Raw genomic sequence first — 17,283 nt, forward strand, 5'->3', positions numbered from 1 at the left:
AAAATAGTGTATTTTTATCTTTATTAACAATCATTTAATCTTTTTTTTGTAGAATTATTAATAAGAATTATACTACATAGTTGTTTCGTATGAACGAACAGAATACCGCATTGTCTAAAATCACACATCTACTTGATCAATCCTATGAACTTAGGGTTAATGATTTACAAGAAAGTGTGAAATTGGCTAATGAGGCATTGTTGTTAAGTGAAAAAATAGATGATAAAGCATGTATTGGTAAAAGCTTAAACATGTTGTCATTGTTCAGTATGATTTGTGGAAAAGGTGGTGAAGCTTTGTCTTTTGCAGAAAGAGCGATTAAATGTTTTGAATCATTAGAAGATGATAGAGGAGTAGCTGATGCTAAATATAGTATTGCAGGTATACATTATAAAACAAACAATTATCATCTTGGGATGATTTATCTCATTGATGCCTTAGTTATTTATCAAAAATATGATGATTGGCATAATCAATCTAGAACTCAAAAATCGCTTGGTTCTATTTATGAAATTTTAGGGGATGAAAATAATGCAACTGAAGCCTATAGAATAGCTATTGAAACTGCAAAAAAATGCAAAAATAAAAATTTTGAATCCAATGTGTATAACCCTATGTCAGGGATGTTGCTCAAAAAGGATAAGCCTAAAGAAGCTCTAGAAATGATTAATAAATCAATAGAGTTAAAATTAGAAACAGGAGATGATAGAGGTCTTGCTTTTGCTATTTACGGTCGAGGTAAAGTGTATAGTTATAACAAAGAGTATGAAAAAGCTAGCGCTGATTTTATAAAAGCGTTGAGTATACACGAAAAATATAATGAGGTTTATGGTATAGGAATGACTAAGCATAAACTAGCTCAATTATATCTTGAAACGGGAGAAAGTGAAAAAGCGAAAACTTTACTAAAAGAAGTGGTGGCTCATAGTACAAAATATAATCTATCTAGAACTAAATATAAGGCAAGTCATCTTCTTTATGAAACCTATAGAGGTGAAAACGAACATGAAAAAGCTTTAAAATATCTCGAAAGCTATTTAATAGAAAAAGATGCTTCAGTTAATTCTCAAACTGTAAAAGTTATAGAGAATTATGAACGTATTTCTAAAATGAAATATGAGCAACAAGAAGAAAATCTTAAACGAGAAAAAGAAGCTATTGTAATAAAGAAAAAACAAGCAGAAGAAACCGCAAAAATGCGGCAGTCATTTCTATCCGCTATGAGTCACGAGATAAGAACTCCACTGAATGCCGTTACAAGTATTATTTCCATGTTAAAGGAAAGAGCAGATGCAGATGATCAAAAGTTACTAAAATCGCTACAATTTTCTTCTAAGAATTTAATGCGAATTATTAACGACATTTTAGATTTTTCCAAGTTAGATTCTGATAAAATGGAATTGGAAATGTATTCGGTTAATTTCGAAGAGCTTATTAATAATATTAAGGAAACCTATTTAGGAATGGCTCTTGAAAAAGGGATAGAGTTGAATGTTCAAATTGATGTAGCGTTAAGTAAATTTTACATGCTTGATGAAACCAAATTGTTTCAAATTTTAGGAAATCTAGCAAGCAATGCTATAAAATACACAAACAAAGGATTTGTGTCTATAGATATTAAGTTAATATCCTCTGTAAAGAATAAGGATACAATTTCTTTTAGTATAGAAGATACAGGGGTTGGGATAGCTGAAGATGAACAAAGTAGACTCTTTGATAGTTTTTATATACCTTCTACTATAACAACAAGAAATAATGGAGGTACGGGATTAGGTTTGGCAATTGTTAAAAAAATAGTAGAATTGTTCGGTAGTACCGTTAGTCTAACTAGCGAAAAAGGAAAAGGTTCGACTTTTTACTTTGAGTTAACATTAGAAAGAGCTAAAGCAATTGTTCAGGTTAATCAAAAGCATACAAATCAACTTAAAAATACAACAGCAATCCTTGCAGAAGACAATGAAGTAAATGCTTTAGTTATGGGGCAGTTACTAAAAAAATGGGGAGTGAAAATACAGCGTGTAAAAAATGGGTGTGATGCTGTTAAGGTTGCTAAAGAGGCAAAAGTAGATTTTATTTTAATGGATATTCATATGCCGGAAATGAATGGTTTTGATGCTGCTAAGCTTATAAGAAATTCAACAAATGAAAATCAACATACTCCCATATATGCGCTAACAGCAGATGTGACAGCTGTTAATAACGAAGATTATTTGACTTACTTTAATGGCTTTTTATGGAAACCTTTACAGATAGACAGGCTTTTTGATACTTTGGTGAATCAAAAAGAAAAATAATTACTTCGCAGTTAGTAGTAAAGACAATCCTATAGATACCAAATTATTAGACATGTGAAAAAGTAATGGATATTGAAATCCAAACTTTACTCTTATATACCCGTTAGCTATTGCGCTCATTAATTGAGGTAAAGTAAGAATAGGTAATAAGACAATGTTTATCCAAACCAATTCATATTTGGAGATATGCATCCAAGCAAAAACTATGCAGGACACGTAGTATATAATTCGAAAGTTGCTACTCCAAAATTTTGTCAATTTCCGCTTTACCAATTTGCTATTTAGTATAGGTAAAAGAATGACCCCTATTGCAATTGCTGAAACAATTCTAATAACGAAACTCTCATCTACAGCAGTATTTTTAGTTTGAAAAATAACTTTAGTTAAAAAATAATATAAAAACACACTGATGGATAGTGCAAGGTAAATCGGTTTAAACTTTAAAGAAAGCCTAAAGGCAACTTCTTCAATTAGGGGCAGAAGAAATCCTCCAACTAATAAAAACACCAAAGGGGAAAAACGTTCAGACATCTTTACACCTTGAATATTTTCGGGGTCATAAACTAATGCGAAAAATAAAACTACAGGAATCAAGAATATCATTTTTAAAATATACAATCCTATGGTGTCATAAATTTTAAGTTTTGTTGATTTTTGAGATGTTATTTGGGTATCTGGATTTTTAATAAAACCAGCTATATCTTTGAATAAGGAAAAATAATATTTACGCTTAATAAATGGGTATCTCATATACTTCCGTTTATTCAGAAGACGATAGGTCTTAAAATTTGTAACAGATATAATTGAGAGATTGGTTTAATTGATTAAAACTAAAGGTTGCCTAGGAGATAAATGATATTATTTGCTAAACCTATAATTACTTCACATTAAAAAATATTTAATTGTAACAATACTCATGAATTTTATACTAATAGGTAAACTATATTGTTCAGTTATGAATTACTTTTTTGTTTTATTGTTAAGTTTTTCAGGTATTATTTCAATTAAAGAAGAGAAAGATAAGAAAAGAAGAAATCTCTTTATATTGTTGTATATATGCTTGATTGGAACCGCTGGGATCTATCTTTTTGGAGAATTCTTAGGACAGATGCTTTATAATATTCAAAACTAATAACACATGAAAAAGATAGAACCATATAAAGATATAAACGAAGCTATAACTTCATTGGATAATGGAGGAAGGTTTTATAATATTCTTACCAAAGCCGATGACGGAGTAATTTCAAAAGCTGAATTAGGAAAAATAGCGGGTCTTTTTAGTAATAAACAGACCATGATTCTTTTCTTGGAACTAGCGATTTCTAGGCTAGAGGAAGGTGCGAAAAAGCAGTTGATTTCCAATCTTACTGATGATTTGAAATCTATGTATGTGGAATATGCAGCTCAAGTATTACTTCCTTCTGAAGCAAATGATAAAGGGAGTTTATCTAAGAATACGATTATAACGGGTATTCCTAAAAAGATAGCATCTAAATCTGATTTTAATGGATTTATTATGGTTCCAATTGTAGCAGGTAAAGTGACTACCTTTACTATGATTCCGATAATTGATACCTATGATGTATATGAAATAGTAGAAGAGGAGTCGTCAGAAACTTTTATTATTGCCCACGCAAAAGGATCTCACAAACTTCCGGAAAAAAGAATACAAGTAGCAGGAGTTTTAAAAGAATTGAAATCTAAAAAAGATGAAAAATCAGGAATTAAAAAATATTTAGAAGCTGTCTATTATCTTGATTAATTCCTAGGGTTCAATTTTACTTATTTATTATCATAATAGAAGTCTACCATTTCAAAATGTTTAATAAGTTCGCCATTTTTGTATATCAGATCCACATCATATTTTAGGTTGTGATATTCTTTTGATAGATTAAATTCTGTATAAGGCATAAAAACAACTACATCTTCATAATAAGAATTATTATATTTTGGGATGAGTTTTTTGTATAATGAAATATGACCAGAAACATTTTTATACCCTACTTTGGTAGTGGTGAGGAATTTTTCGTCCTTATCTGCAAAACGCACTAACATATAACATTCTTTTCCTTTCAAGTTATACACCGTGAATTCTCCATGGATTCTCATACCTTTTTTACCATCTTCGGTTACATTGTAATCCACCCAACTTTTTGTGAATTTGGTAGAAACGTCTTCTTTCTTAACAGTTTCTATTACTTTATCTTTTAAGCTTATATCATAAAAATTCCAACAACCGGTTTCACAACCTAGTTCTGTTAATGAATATATTTCATCAATTTTCTCTAATTTATTAAAGAATAACTTCAGATATTTTTTTTCATTAGTTACAAGTTTTACGGTTCCATAGCCTCCTGGATCAGGACCTTCCCATCCCATTTGATTTTTAAGAGCGTATCTATTACCTCTTTGATCACTAAGGATAAATGGAGATTTACCTGTAGGAGGATGAAGTGTAGCATTGATATCATTAGTAGGATTAAATTCTAAAGAGATTTCGGTCCAATTGCCCATATTCTGTACATCGATAATGTTGACATAGGTTGTGGTAGGGTTACCAACAACTATTGTTTTTTCTTGAGCATCTATTTGCATAGAAAGCATGACTAGACATAGAAGTATTTTTTTTCTCATAAATCTTAAGGGTAAGAATTACTTAAATATAAGAAAATATTAATAAGTGAATTCTTACAATCTAAAGATTTCAAGAAAAAGGATTGCTAAGTCTTTATTTTTGGCATGTTAAGGTCGTATGGAGTTACAAAGGTTTCCTTCTAATTCTCATTAAAACTAATACTGCAGCAATAGTGATGGCTGATAAGATTAATGCACCTGTAATATTTCCATAAATAAAATATCCAGTTGCAAATAATGAACAATAAACCAATAACACTCCTAGTAGCATAGAAGCAAGATCAACAGTGAATTTATCTGTGCTTTTATCTAAGATGATATTTGTTTGTGATAGCTTGGATTTAAGACCATTCCAACCTATTCCATAAGGTTTTACTTTATTGTAAAACTTGCTTAAGGTTTCATTATCTGTTGGCTTGGTAATGAGTGTAACAGAAATCCATGAAATTGTTGTAAATACTACTCCAATTACTAATTCTTGATATCCTTCTAATTTTGATCCAAAAACAGCCTCGTGAGCAAATTCAAACCAAATTGCAATCACAAAAGAAACAATCATACCAGTGATTTCACTATAAGCATTAATACGCCACCAGAACCATCTTAGTATAAAAATTAATCCAGTACCAGCTCCGATTTGCAAAAGGATATTGAAGGTGCTTAAGGCGCTTTCTAAAGCTAAAGCAAGCAATGCAGCCAAAATCATTAATCCTACAGTGCTGAGACGACCAATATTTACTAATTTTTTTTCACCAACATCAGGAGAGATAAATCTTTTATAAAAATCAATTGCAATGTAAGAAGATCCCCAATTTAAATGAGTGGATATAGTACTCATAAAAGCGGCCACTAATGAGGCAGCCACAAGACCTAGCAACCCACTCGGTAATTTAGTCAACATTGCGGGATACGCTAAATCATGACCAATAATATTAGGATCTACATTGGGAAATGCTTTTTGAATAGTATCCAACTCCGGGAAGATAACCAAAGAAATCAAGGCAATTAATATCCATGGCCAAGGTCTTAGAGCGTAATGTGCAATATTAAATAAAAGAGTAGCTCCTATTGCATTTTTTTCATCTTTAGCCGAAAGCATTCGCTGTGCGATATATCCACCACCACCTGGTTCGGCACCAGGATACCAAACGCTCCACCATTGTACAGCAAGAGGTATTACTAATAATGGAATCAAAGTTTTAGTATCGTTAAAATCGGGTAAGAAGTTAAGCTTGTCACTTACATTAGCATGTTCTAATAAGTTGGATAACCCGCCAACTTCAGGTAAATTAATAAGGTAGTAAGCTGCGGCTATAGAACCAATCATCGCAACAATAAACTGTAGGAAGTCAGTAAATATAACACCTCTTAATCCTCCAAGTGCACTATAGATAACGGTTATTATGGAAGCGTATAATACACATTGCCATGGAGCTAAACCGAATAATATGCCCCCAATCTTAATAGCAGCCAAACAAACTGAAGCCATAATCATTACGTTAAAAAAGACGCCAAGATAAATAGCTCTAAACCCTCTTAGAAACGCTGCTGCTTTTCCGCTATAACGGATTTCATAAAATTCAAGATCCGTTAACACTTCTGATCTTCTCCATAATTTAGCATAAACAAATACTGTAAGCATTCCCGTAAGTAAGAAAGCCCACCAAACCCAATTACCAGAAATTCCGTTCTGTCTCACAATGTCCGTTACTAGATTTGGCGTATCTGCCGAAAAAGTAGTAGCCACCATAGAAATTCCTAATAACCACCAAGGCATATTTCTTCCGGATAAAAAGAATTCTTTAGCACTTTTACCGGATTTTTTAGAAACAGCAATACCAATAATTGCAAAAACTATAAAAAATGAAATAATGATTCCCCAATCTAAAGTAGATAATGACATAAAACAGAAATTAGTTAGATTTCGTAAATCTAATACTTTTTTAGTATACAAAAAGATCAAAAAAAAGCCTTTATGATGCTTTCATAAAGGCTAAGTTTTAATATGTGTTGGTAGCACTATTTATCTTTAAGCTTTTCTGCTTGGTTTGCCCAATTGTCACGCTCAATTCGACCAGGAAAGAACTGTATTAAATCTGTAACAGTGTCGATATCCTCTTTCGTAAATCTACTTATCTGATCAAAAGTATATATTCCTATACTATTCAATTTTTCTTCTATAAAAGGACCTACACCACTAATTAATTTAAGATCATCTTTTTGTGATTCATCCGCTTTTCCAAAACTTTCAAAGTTTAGTTGAGGTTTTGTTTCGGTATCACCTGATGCTATTGTCTTTTGAGTATCATTTGTTTCGACGGGAATAGGGTTAGTAAATGTTGTATTTGCTTTTTTGAAATTTCCATTTCTTAGCTTCTCTTTTTCCCTCAAACATTGATCTAGTTCTGTTTTATATTTATTTTTTAGACTCCATTTTGATAAGAACCATCCTAGTAAGAATGCAATTAATAACAATAGTAGTAGACACCACCAATTTGCTTCATTTAAAAAATCTAACATATTTTTGGTTATTTTATTTAGTTTACAATTATTTCTATTCTTCTGTTTTTTGCTCTGTTTTCTTCTGTATCATTTGGAGCAATAGGATTAGACTCTCCTTTAGATTCTGAAGTAAGTTTCTCGATAGGAATACCCTTAGAAGCTAGATAGTTTTTAACATTATCAGCTCTTTTTAAACCAACAAATTGATTAGCTTCATCGTCACCAACATTATCAGTATGTCCGGTAATTAATACTGTTTTATCAGGATACTTGTTTAAATAATTTTTGAGCTCTAGTGCGTAATTTGATAAAGTAGCATCTGGTTTAAACTCTTTTGATCCAAAATCAGAGTATAAAGTTCTATTGGCAATGCCTTTTTCAACTTCTTTTAACCTAGATTCATCTATTTTATGAAAATTTAGAAGAATACCGCCATTATATTTACCATCAGAGTTGTAATCATAAGTATATAATTTTGCTTTAGGAACAATTCGATCCCCATTTATTCCGGCTTTTATCAGAATATCTTTGATATAATTTGATCTAGCGAGTCCAACTTCTTTACCGTTGTTTTTCTCATCAGTGGTTTCATAACCATAAATGATTAATTCCTGATCTTGATTTTGACCAAGATATTGGGCTATGTTAGCCTCAAAATCTTGAACGGCATCTGGAATGTATACTTCAGAATTGGAATTGTTTATTTGAAGATTTTCTGGATATCTAAAAACATCAGCGTTTAGGTTATCCTTAGCATATAGACCGTGAGCTAGCGCTAAACTATCCTCGTAAGCCTTTTTAGCTTTGGCCTCTGCTTCGAGATTAATTTGTTCCTCTACAATAGAAGACCCCTTATTTCTATCGCCAAGACACCAATTGCAGGAATAGTACCACCACATTCCCAGTAAAGCGAATAAGATAAAAATAAAGAATGAAATTAAATTTTTCATATGTTGATGATTAGTGTTAGTCTCTTAAAGTTATAAAAATGTTTTAATTAAATTATTATAATAGAGTGATTTATACTTCGAAAAAAGATAAATAACAAAAAATTAAGCTGAAATACATTTCAGAAAAAATATTTTTTATAAATTCGCACCATATTAGAAGCAATGAAAAATATTCTTTTACATCATCATCATTCTTACATCTCCGCTCAGGCGTGGTAAGTTGATATGTGTATAAGTTAATCATATATAATAACCCGTTTGAGCATTCTCAAACGGGTTTTTTTATTTAAAGCTTGTTTTGAATTGACCAAACACAACAACAAAAAAGAGAAAATGTCAAAAATTAAAATTGCTATTCAAAAAAGTGGAAGACTTAACCAGGATTCTGTTCAGATTTTAAAAGATTGTGGGATTTCTATCGATAATGGTAAAGATCAACTAAAAGCAACCACAAGAAACTTTCCTATGGAAGTTATGTTTCTGCGTAACGGTGATATTCCTCAATACCTTAGAGATGGTGTGGTGGATATTGCGATTATTGGAGAAAATGTATTAGTAGAAAAAGGTAAAGATATTGCTATTTCAGAAAGATTAAATTTCTCTAAATGTAAAGTGTCTCTTGCAGTTCCAAAGGATGTGGAATATAACTCCATTAAAGATCTTGATGGGAAAAGAATTGCCACTTCATATCCTAATACAGTCAATGAATATTTAAAAGAAAGAGGAATATCCGCGGATTTACACCAGATCTCAGGATCAGTGGAAATAGCTCCTAATATTGGTCTGGCAGATGCTATTTGCGATATCGTTTCTAGTGGAAGTACTTTGTTCAAGAATAACCTGAAAGAAGTAGAAGTAATGTTAACCTCAGAAGCTGTATTAGCAGTTTCCCCAAGTATTAGTAATGAGAATAAAGAAATTCTAGAAAAATTACAATTTAGAATTCGTGCGGTATTAAAAGCAAGAGCTTCTAAATATGTATTGCTTAATGCTCCTAATGATAAAATTGAACGTATTGTAGATATTCTTCCAGGAATGCGTAGTCCAACAGTTTTGCCACTTGCAGAAAAAGGATGGAGTTCAATTCACACCGTAGTAGAAAAAAATAAGTTCTGGGATATTCTGGATGAATTAAAAGTCGAAGGAGCAGAAGGTATTTTGGTGTGTCCTATTGAAAAAATGGTATTGTAGTTAATTCTAAAGACGATGCAGAAGATATATAATCCAGAAAGAAGTACCTGGTCAGAATTATTAAAAAGACCAACGCAAACAGTTGCCGATATCGAAAATGTTGTTTTAAATGTTTTTGATGGAGTAAAGATAGAAGGAGATCGTGCTATTGACAGGTATACTCAGAAATTCGATAAAGTAACGTTAGATGCAATTGTAGTTTCATCAGAGGAAATACAAGAAGCTAAGAATTTAGTTAATAATGAATTAAAAGAAGCTATTGTATTAGCAAAATCAAATATTGAAGTTTTTCATGCGGCGCAAAAAACAGAAAAGGTTTCTGTAGAAACTATAAATGGAGTAAGCTGTTGGCAAGAAAAAAGACCTATAGAAAAAGTGGGGTTATATATTCCAGGTGGAACAGCACCTTTATTTTCGACAATTTTAATGTTGGCTGTTCCAGCAAATATTGCAGGTTGTAAGGAAATAGTTCTATGCTCTCCACCAAATACCGAAGGGAAAATCAATCCAGCTATTTTGTATACTGCAGCTCTTTGTGGGGTAACCAAAATATTTAAGGTTGGTGGAATTCAAGCAATTGCAGGAATGACATTCGGAACAGAAACGATACCTCAAGTTTATAAGATATTTGGTCCAGGGAATCAATTCGTTACTGTAGCGAAGCAATTGGCAACCAAATTTGGAGTGGCCATTGATATGCCTGCTGGTCCAAGTGAATTATTGGTAGTTGCAGATGATACTGCGAATGCTTCTTTTGTAGCTTCAGATTTACTAAGTCAAGCAGAACACGGAAAAGATAGTCAAGTGATTTTAGTGTCTACTTCTAAAAAACTTATGAAAGAAGTAGAAATAGAAGTAACGAATCAGTGTAGCGTGTTGCCAAGAAAAGAGATAGCAGAAGCTGCAATTGCCAATTCTAAACTAATTTATGTTGAGAATGACACTGAAGCATTAGAATTAATTAATGAATATGGTCCAGAGCATTTTATTGTATGTGTAGCGGATCAGGATTTTTATGTTGATAATATAAGTAATGCAGGTTCTGTTTTTATTGGTAATTATACTCCAGAAAGTGCTGGTGATTATGCTTCAGGAACAAATCATACATTGCCTACCAATGGATATGCTAAACAATATAGTGGAGTAAATCTAGATAGTTTTATGAAATCAATGACATTTCAGAAGTTATCTGAAGAAGGAATTAAAAGCATTGGTAAGGCTATAGAGATAATGGCCGAAGCGGAGGGGTTACAAGCGCATAAAAATGCTGTAACATTACGATTGAATAGTTTAGAAAAGTAATTGGTTAAACCAAATGTGTTTAAAAGGTTTATAATGTAAATAAAGAATTGATGAATTGTAGAAATTGCAAATATGCTTTTTCAGAAATAGCGGATTATTGTCAGGGTTGTGGAGCTAAGGTTGTTACAGAAAGACTTACCGTGAAGAGAATATTTCTGGAATTCCTTAATAAGGTTTTTGGTTGGGATAATACATATTTAAGAACCTTTAGAACAATGGTTGTAACACCAGATATAGTTGCTAAGGATTACATTAATGGAGTCAGAAAGAAATTTATGCCTCCGTTTACGTTTCTTTTAATCGGCCTTACTATAGCAACGCTTGTTTTTAATTCTTTTTCAGATAAATATACCGAGTTTTCAACTGATATGTTTGGTGAAAGCTTTTATCGATTTCAATTTGATAGTGCTAAACAAAAAGAAGGTTCTCTTAAAAATTTAGAAAATGAAAATGACCAGAAAGCATTTGAAGATTTCATGAAAGGGCAAATAGAGAGTCAAAAAAAGTCGCAAGGTATGATTTTAAAGTACTTTAACCTTTTCGCTTTTCTCTCAATTCCTATGTATACTTTTATTTCATATTTAGTTTTTGGAAGAAAGAAGTACAATTACGCAGAGCATTTAGTTGTTAATTGCTATATACAAGGTTTTTCCATGATTGCAACCACTTTTTTGTTTGTGATCGCATTGCTGGTTCACCCGTACATGTTTTCTTCAGGCGTTTTAATTGCAGTTTTTTATTATTCATTTACCTATAAAAGATTATGTGATCTTACGCTAGCTAAGACCTTATGGAAATTTATAAAATTCTTACTAATCTTAATTATTACATTTATAACAATAAGCGTTTTATTAGGAGTTGTAGTGGTCGTATTAGATAAGTTTTTTGGAATAAACTTGATAAATTAAGATTAGTAAATTAAAATATGAGATCCTGAAAACGGTTCAGGACGACAATGGAAAATGAACAAAATACAATTCAACATAAATAAGATAACTAGAGAAAACGTACAGGGATTAAAACCATATTCCTCTGCGAGAGATGAATATGTTTCAGATGGCTCTGAAATGATTTTTCTGGATGCGAATGAAAATCCTTTTGAGAATGGAGTAAATAGATATCCGGATCCGCAACAGCGAAGTCTTAAGGCTATATTGGCAGAACAAAAAGGAGTTTCTACCTCTAATATGTTATTAGGAAACGGAAGTGATGAAGTTTTGGATCTTTTGTTTAGGGCATTTTGCGAACCTAAAATAGATAGCATTATCACATTGCCGCCAACCTATGGGATGTATAAGGTATTAGCAAACATTAATAACATTGATGAAAAAGAAGTTTTATTGACGAAAAATTTTGAGCCCAATGTATCTGAAATTTTGCAAGCAGTAGATGAGACTACTAAGATTATTTTTTTATGTTCTCCAAATAACCCAACAGGGAATTCTTTTTCAGAAGATAGTATTATCAAAATACTTGAAAGCTTTCAGGGCTTAGTTGTTATTGATGAAGCTTATATTGATTTTTCATCCAAAGATAGTTGGATCAATAAAATTAGTATGTATCCTAACTTGATCATCACACAAACATTGTCTAAGGCATATGGTATGGCTGGAATTAGGCTTGGATTATGTTATGCTTCAGAAGAAATCATAGGTGTGCTTAATAAGATCAAGCCTCCTTATAATGTAAACGAGCTAACGCAGCAAAGAGCATTAGAAAGATTAGAAAACGTTAGTTTGGTAAAGAAAGAGGTTGCTAGTATTTTAATGGAAAGAGAACGAATGATTACTTTCTTAAAAGAAGTCAACTTTGTAAAGGAAGTTTATGAAACGGATGCAAATTTTGTTTTGATAAAGGTAGATGATGCGAATACAAGATATGATCAATTGTTAGAAAATGGTATTGTAATTCGTAATCGAACAACACAACCACTTTGCGAAAACACACTGAGATTAACAGTGGGTACAAAAGAGGAAAATAAAAAATTAGTAGAAATATTAAAACAATTATAAAAAATCCTTAGTTTCCTCTCCTTGTGGGAGAGGGTTAGGGTGAGGGCATATGAAAAAGAAAGTATTATTTATAGATCGTGATGGAACGATTATCAAAGAGACAGTAGACGAGCAAATAGATGCATTTGAAAAAATGATCTTTTATCCTAAAGCATTTACGTTTTTAGGAAAGATAGCTCAAGAATTGGATTATGAATTAGTAATGATTACTAATCAAGATGGGTTAGGAACGAATGTGTTTCCTGAAGATACATTCTGGCCAGTTCATAATTTCATAATGAAATCTTTCGAAAACGAAGGAGTTGTATTTGATAAGGTGTTTTTAGATAGAACATTTCCTCATGAAAATGCCAATACAAGAAAACCAGGAACAGGATTGCTAACAGCGTATTTTTCTGACGAGTATGATCTGGAGAATTCTTTCGTAATTGGAGATCGATTAACAGATATGGAGCTAGCAAAAAACCTAGGTTCAAAAGGTGTTTTTATTAATGATAATACGAATCTGGGAACAGGTGAAATTACGATTAAGCGAGATGAGTTAAATGATCATATTGCATTAGAAAGCAATGATTGGGAAAAGATTTATGAGTTTTTAAAACTAAAAGATCGAGCGGCAGAAATTACCAGGAAAACCAATGAAACAGATATCTATATTAAATTAAACCTTGATGGGACTGGTAAAAGTAATATTTCTACAGGATTAGAGTTTTTTGATCATATGTTAGATCAAATTTCTCGCCACGGACAAATGGATCTTGATATACAAGTTAAAGGAGATTTAGAAGTTGATGAGCATCATACTATAGAAGATACAGCGATTGCATTAGGAGAAGTTTTTAGTGAAGCATTAGGTAATAAGCTTGGTATAGAAAGATATGGTTTTTGTTTACCAATGGATGATTGCTTAGCGCAAGTAGCTATAGATTTTGGAGGGCGTAACTGGTTAGTTTGGGATGCTGATTTTAAAAGAGAGATGATTGGAAAAATGCCAACAGAAATGTTTTATCATTTTTTTAAATCATTTACAGATGGTGCAAAAGCTAATCTGAATGTAAAAGCAGAAGGAACTAATGAACATCATAAAATTGAAGCTATATTTAAAGCTTTTGCAAAAGCAATTAAGGTTGCGGTGAAAAGGGATCCTGAGAAAATGATTTTGCCAAGTACTAAAGGAATGTTATAGTTTTTAGTATTAGGTATAAAGTAGAATATTTAGAGTTAATTAAAGAGATCCTGAATCAAGTTTAGGATGACAAGTCAAATGAAAATAGTAATTATAAATTACGGAGCAGGAAATATCCAATCGATAAAATTTGCGATTCAGCGATTAGGGTATGAAGCGATCTTAAGTGATGATCCAGAAGAAATCAAAGCTGCGGATAAAGTTATTTTTCCAGGAGTTGGAGAGGCGAGTAGTGCTATGAAGAAATTGAAGGCTTCAGGCTTAGACGCTTTAGTTCCTCAATTAAAACAGCCAGTTTTAGGTATTTGTTTAGGAATGCAGTTGATGTGTAATTATACAGAAGAAGGAGACACAAAAGGTCTAGGGATTTTTAATACCGACGTAGTACGTTTCAATCATGGTGTAAAAGTACCGCAGATAGGATGGAATCAAATTGAGTCTCTAAAATCTCCATTGTTCGAAGGAGTAGAGGAAAAAGAGTATATCTATTTGGTGCATAGTTATTATGCTCCAGTAATGGAAGAAGCTATTGCGCAATCACATTATGGAGTTCCTTATAGCACAGCATTGCAGAAAGATAATTTTTATGGAACGCAGTTTCATCCAGAAAAGAGCAGTGTTACAGGTTCAAAAATTCTAGAGAATTTTTTGAATCTGTAACATTCTGAACTTGTTTCAGAATCCTTGCTAATTAGCTGATAGATTATAGTTGAAGTATTATTGTTACATATTGTCAAATAGAAATAGAACAGTTATTTATATTGGCGTTACTAATGATATCAGTAGGAGACTTAAGGAGGACAAGTCAGGAAATGGAGCGTATTTTACAAAACGATATAATGTATTTGACTTAATCTATTTAGAAGAATACGAAGAAGACAATTTGGCAAGAGCTAGGGAAAAACAATTAAAAAATTGGCATAAAGAATGGAAATGGAATTTGGTAAAGAAATCAAATCCAAAATTAGAGACGCTAATAGTACAAAAAAGACCCTGAAACAAGTTCAGGGTTGATTAATAAGTTAATCAATGAGAATAATACCTGCAATAGATATCATAGACGGAAAATGTGTTCGACTCTCTAAAGGAGATTATGACACTAAAAAAATATATAATGAAAACCCATTAGAGGTTGCCAAAGAATTTGAAGACCACGGAATTCAATATTTACATTTGGTAGATTTAGACGGAGCAAAGTCTAAGCATATTGTGAATCATAAAGTGTTAGAACAAATAGCTTCTAAAACAAGTTTGAAAATTGATTTTGGAGGCGGTTTAAAAACAGATGAAGATTTAAAGATTGCTTTCGATAGTGGAGCAAATCAAATAACAGGAGGTAGTATTGCTGTAAAAGATCCTGATACTTTTAGATCTTGGTTGTCTACCTTTGGTAAGGATAAGATCATTCTCGGCGCAGACGCCCAAAATGAAAAGATTGCAGTTAGTGGTTGGTTAGAAGAAAGTGATAAAGAGCTTATTCCTTTTGTCACTGAGTATCAAAAACAAGGCGTGTCTTATGTGATTTGTACAGATATCAGTAAGGATGGAATGTTAGAAGGACCATCATTTGATTTGTATGAGAAAATGTTGAAAGAAATAGAAGGCGTAAAATTAATAGCTTCTGGTGGAATCTCAACCTTTGATGAATTACCAAAACTAGCAGAGTTAGGCTGTGAAGGAACTATTATCGGGAAAGCGATTTATGAAAACCGAATTAGTTTGAAGCAATTAGAAAACTATATTAGTGAAACTCAATTTTAAGGAGTTCAAGAACGGACTCAAAATTGTAAGTTGAACTAATCCCGCTGCAGAGCGGGATCTAATACTTTAAAATAATGAATGAAGAAATAGCTCAAGAATTCAAGGAACAAATCGTCTATAGATTAGATGAAAGTATCAGGATGATTTCTATCAGTTTTGATCAATTGTCTGAAGCTGATGTATGGAAACGATTTAATGATTCTTCTAATAGTGTTGGTAATTTGATATTACATCTTTGTGGTAATATTACTCAATATGCTATTGCTTCTTTAGGGAATAAAGAAGATAAAAGAGATCGTGATGCAGAGTTCGAAGTTGTTGATGGTTTCTCTAAACAGGAATTATTAGCAAAACTGAAGAATACTATTAATGATGCAAAGACGACTTTGTTAAACTGTTCTGTTGTAGAATTAATGAGAAAACGAGAAGTACAAGGCTTTACTTTTTCTGGAATAGGTATAGCGATTCATGTAACCGAGCATTTGTCATATCATACAGGACAGATAGCTTTTTGGACAAAACAAATAAAAAATAAAGATTTAGGTTTTTACGATGGTATGGATCTGAATAGTAAAAATGAATAAGTAATTAGTAGCTAGCAAAGAGTACAAAGTACGAAAAAGGAAAATGTGTTTTTAATTACATAGACAACATTATGCTTACTACTTATAATAACAATATATGCTTACAAAAAGAATTGTACCGTGCTTGGATATTAAGAACGGCCGAACAGTAAAAGGTGTTAATTTTGTTGACTTAAGAGATGCAGGCGATCCTGTGGAATTGGCGCAAATTTATTCTGAAGCAGGAGCTGATGAATTAGTGTTTTTGGATATTTCAGCTACCGAAGAAAGAAGAAAAACATTGGCAAATTTAGTACTTAGGGTTGCGGAAAAAGTGAATATTCCTTTTACTGTTGGTGGAGGGATATCATCAATTGAAGATGTTGACATATTGCTTCAAAACGGAGCAGACAAGGTTTCAGTGAATTCATCCGCTGTTAAAAACCCACAGCTTATCAATGATTTAGCTGGTAAATTCGGAAGTCAATGTATTACTGTTGCTATAGATGCTAAGCAGATTGATGGAAATTGGATAGTGCATTTGGTAGGTGGAAAAGTACCAACAGAACTAGATTTATTTGATTGGGCGAAGGAAGTAGAAAATAGAGGTGCAGGAGAAATTCTATTTACATCTATGGATAACGACGGTACCAAAGACGGTTTTGCTAACAAAGCATTGGCTAGATTATCTGATGAGTTGAGTATTCCTATAATAGCTTCCGGTGGAGCTGGTACTATACAACACTTTGTAGATACCTTCAAAGAAGGAAAAGCAGATGCTGCTCTAGCCGCAAGTGTTTTTCATTTTAAGGAGATAGAGATAAAAGATTTAAAAGAGGAATTAAGGGTAAACGAAATTCCGGTAAGATTATAAATTAAATATAAAAA

At 32.1% G+C, this 17,283-nt stretch carries 17 protein-coding genes; 12 read left to right on the forward strand and 5 right to left on the reverse strand.

Annotated elements, in window-relative coordinates:
- Positions 1-89: 89 nt before the first annotated feature.
- Positions 90-2,294 carry an ATP-binding protein gene (locus tag Q0975_RS18635; RefSeq protein WP_299439416.1) on the forward strand — a complete coding sequence of 735 codons (2,205 nt, stop codon included), beginning with the start codon at positions 90-92 and terminating at the stop codon, positions 2,292-2,294.
- On the opposite strand, the gene Q0975_RS18640 is transcribed toward Q0975_RS18635, so the two are convergent.
- Positions 2,295-3,044: a hypothetical protein gene (locus Q0975_RS18640; protein ID WP_299439418.1), complete on the reverse strand. Its 750-nt coding sequence runs from the start codon at positions 3,042-3,044 to the stop codon at positions 2,295-2,297.
- A gap of 388 nt (positions 3,045-3,432) precedes the next feature.
- Here Q0975_RS18640 and Q0975_RS18645 point away from each other — a divergent pair, with 388 nt between their 5' ends.
- Complete coding sequence (locus Q0975_RS18645; protein ID WP_299439420.1) at positions 3,433-4,056, forward strand: hypothetical protein; 624 nt, start codon at positions 3,433-3,435, stop codon at positions 4,054-4,056.
- 20 nt (positions 4,057-4,076) lie between these two features.
- On the opposite strand, the gene Q0975_RS18650 is transcribed toward Q0975_RS18645, so the two are convergent.
- The 4 genes from Q0975_RS18650 to Q0975_RS18665 form a co-directional block, all read right to left on the reverse strand.
- Positions 4,077-4,928, reverse strand: coding sequence for a hypothetical protein (locus tag Q0975_RS18650; RefSeq protein ID WP_299439422.1), 852 nt, complete (start codon positions 4,926-4,928; stop codon positions 4,077-4,079).
- Between the two features lie 124 nt (positions 4,929-5,052).
- Entirely contained in the window at positions 5,053-6,831 is a 1,779-nt protein-coding gene (locus Q0975_RS18655; RefSeq protein ID WP_299439424.1) for a sodium:solute symporter family protein, read from the reverse strand.
- Positions 6,832-6,947: 116 nt separating this feature from the next.
- A complete protein-coding gene (locus tag Q0975_RS18660) occupies positions 6,948-7,448 on the reverse strand; it encodes a hypothetical protein (protein WP_299439426.1) in 501 nt (166 codons plus the stop codon).
- A gap of 17 nt (positions 7,449-7,465) precedes the next feature.
- The gene (locus Q0975_RS18665) at positions 7,466-8,380 is read right to left on the reverse strand and encodes an OmpA family protein (protein ID WP_299439428.1); all 915 of its coding nucleotides are present in this window, start codon (positions 8,378-8,380) and stop codon (positions 7,466-7,468) included.
- A gap of 333 nt (positions 8,381-8,713) precedes the next feature.
- Between Q0975_RS18665 and hisG the strand changes: the two genes are divergently transcribed.
- The 10 genes from hisG to hisF all read left to right on the forward strand — a co-directional run bounded on the left by hisG (position 8,714) and on the right by hisF (position 17,269).
- Complete coding sequence (hisG, locus tag Q0975_RS18670; RefSeq protein WP_299439430.1) at positions 8,714-9,571, forward strand: ATP phosphoribosyltransferase; 858 nt, start codon at positions 8,714-8,716, stop codon at positions 9,569-9,571.
- 15 nt (positions 9,572-9,586) lie between these two features.
- On the forward strand, positions 9,587-10,873 hold the full coding sequence (gene hisD, locus Q0975_RS18675; RefSeq protein WP_299439432.1) for a histidinol dehydrogenase: 1,287 nt from the start codon (positions 9,587-9,589) through the stop codon (positions 10,871-10,873).
- A gap of 50 nt (positions 10,874-10,923) precedes the next feature.
- Positions 10,924-11,781, forward strand: a complete 858-nt coding sequence (locus Q0975_RS18680; RefSeq protein WP_299439434.1) for a DUF3667 domain-containing protein — start codon at positions 10,924-10,926, stop codon at positions 11,779-11,781.
- Between the two features lie 54 nt (positions 11,782-11,835).
- Positions 11,836-12,885, forward strand: coding sequence for a histidinol-phosphate transaminase (gene hisC / locus Q0975_RS18685; protein WP_299439436.1), 1,050 nt, complete (start codon positions 11,836-11,838; stop codon positions 12,883-12,885).
- A 49-nt stretch (positions 12,886-12,934) separates the two neighbouring features.
- Positions 12,935-14,071 carry a bifunctional histidinol-phosphatase/imidazoleglycerol-phosphate dehydratase HisB gene (gene hisB / locus Q0975_RS18690; RefSeq protein ID WP_299439437.1) on the forward strand — a complete coding sequence of 379 codons (1,137 nt, stop codon included), beginning with the start codon at positions 12,935-12,937 and terminating at the stop codon, positions 14,069-14,071.
- 78 nt (positions 14,072-14,149) lie between these two features.
- Positions 14,150-14,731 (forward strand): imidazole glycerol phosphate synthase subunit HisH, encoded by a 582-nt coding sequence (gene hisH, locus Q0975_RS18695; protein ID WP_299439438.1) that lies wholly within the window; start codon positions 14,150-14,152, stop codon positions 14,729-14,731.
- A 49-nt stretch (positions 14,732-14,780) separates the two neighbouring features.
- Positions 14,781-15,068, forward strand: coding sequence for a GIY-YIG nuclease family protein (locus Q0975_RS18700; protein ID WP_299439440.1), 288 nt, complete (start codon positions 14,781-14,783; stop codon positions 15,066-15,068).
- 32 nt (positions 15,069-15,100) lie between these two features.
- Positions 15,101-15,832: a 1-(5-phosphoribosyl)-5-[(5-phosphoribosylamino)methylideneamino]imidazole-4-carboxamide isomerase gene (gene hisA, locus Q0975_RS18705; protein WP_299439442.1), complete on the forward strand. Its 732-nt coding sequence runs from the start codon at positions 15,101-15,103 to the stop codon at positions 15,830-15,832.
- A gap of 74 nt (positions 15,833-15,906) precedes the next feature.
- Positions 15,907-16,416: a DUF1572 family protein gene (locus tag Q0975_RS18710; RefSeq protein WP_299439444.1), complete on the forward strand. Its 510-nt coding sequence runs from the start codon at positions 15,907-15,909 to the stop codon at positions 16,414-16,416.
- Between the two features lie 97 nt (positions 16,417-16,513).
- A complete protein-coding gene (hisF, locus tag Q0975_RS18715; protein ID WP_299439446.1) occupies positions 16,514-17,269 on the forward strand; it encodes an imidazole glycerol phosphate synthase subunit HisF in 756 nt (251 codons plus the stop codon).
- Positions 17,270-17,283 lie beyond the last annotated feature (14 nt).

Source organism: uncultured Aquimarina sp. (assembly GCF_947500065.1).
Taxonomy (GTDB): domain Bacteria; phylum Bacteroidota; class Bacteroidia; order Flavobacteriales; family Flavobacteriaceae; genus Aquimarina.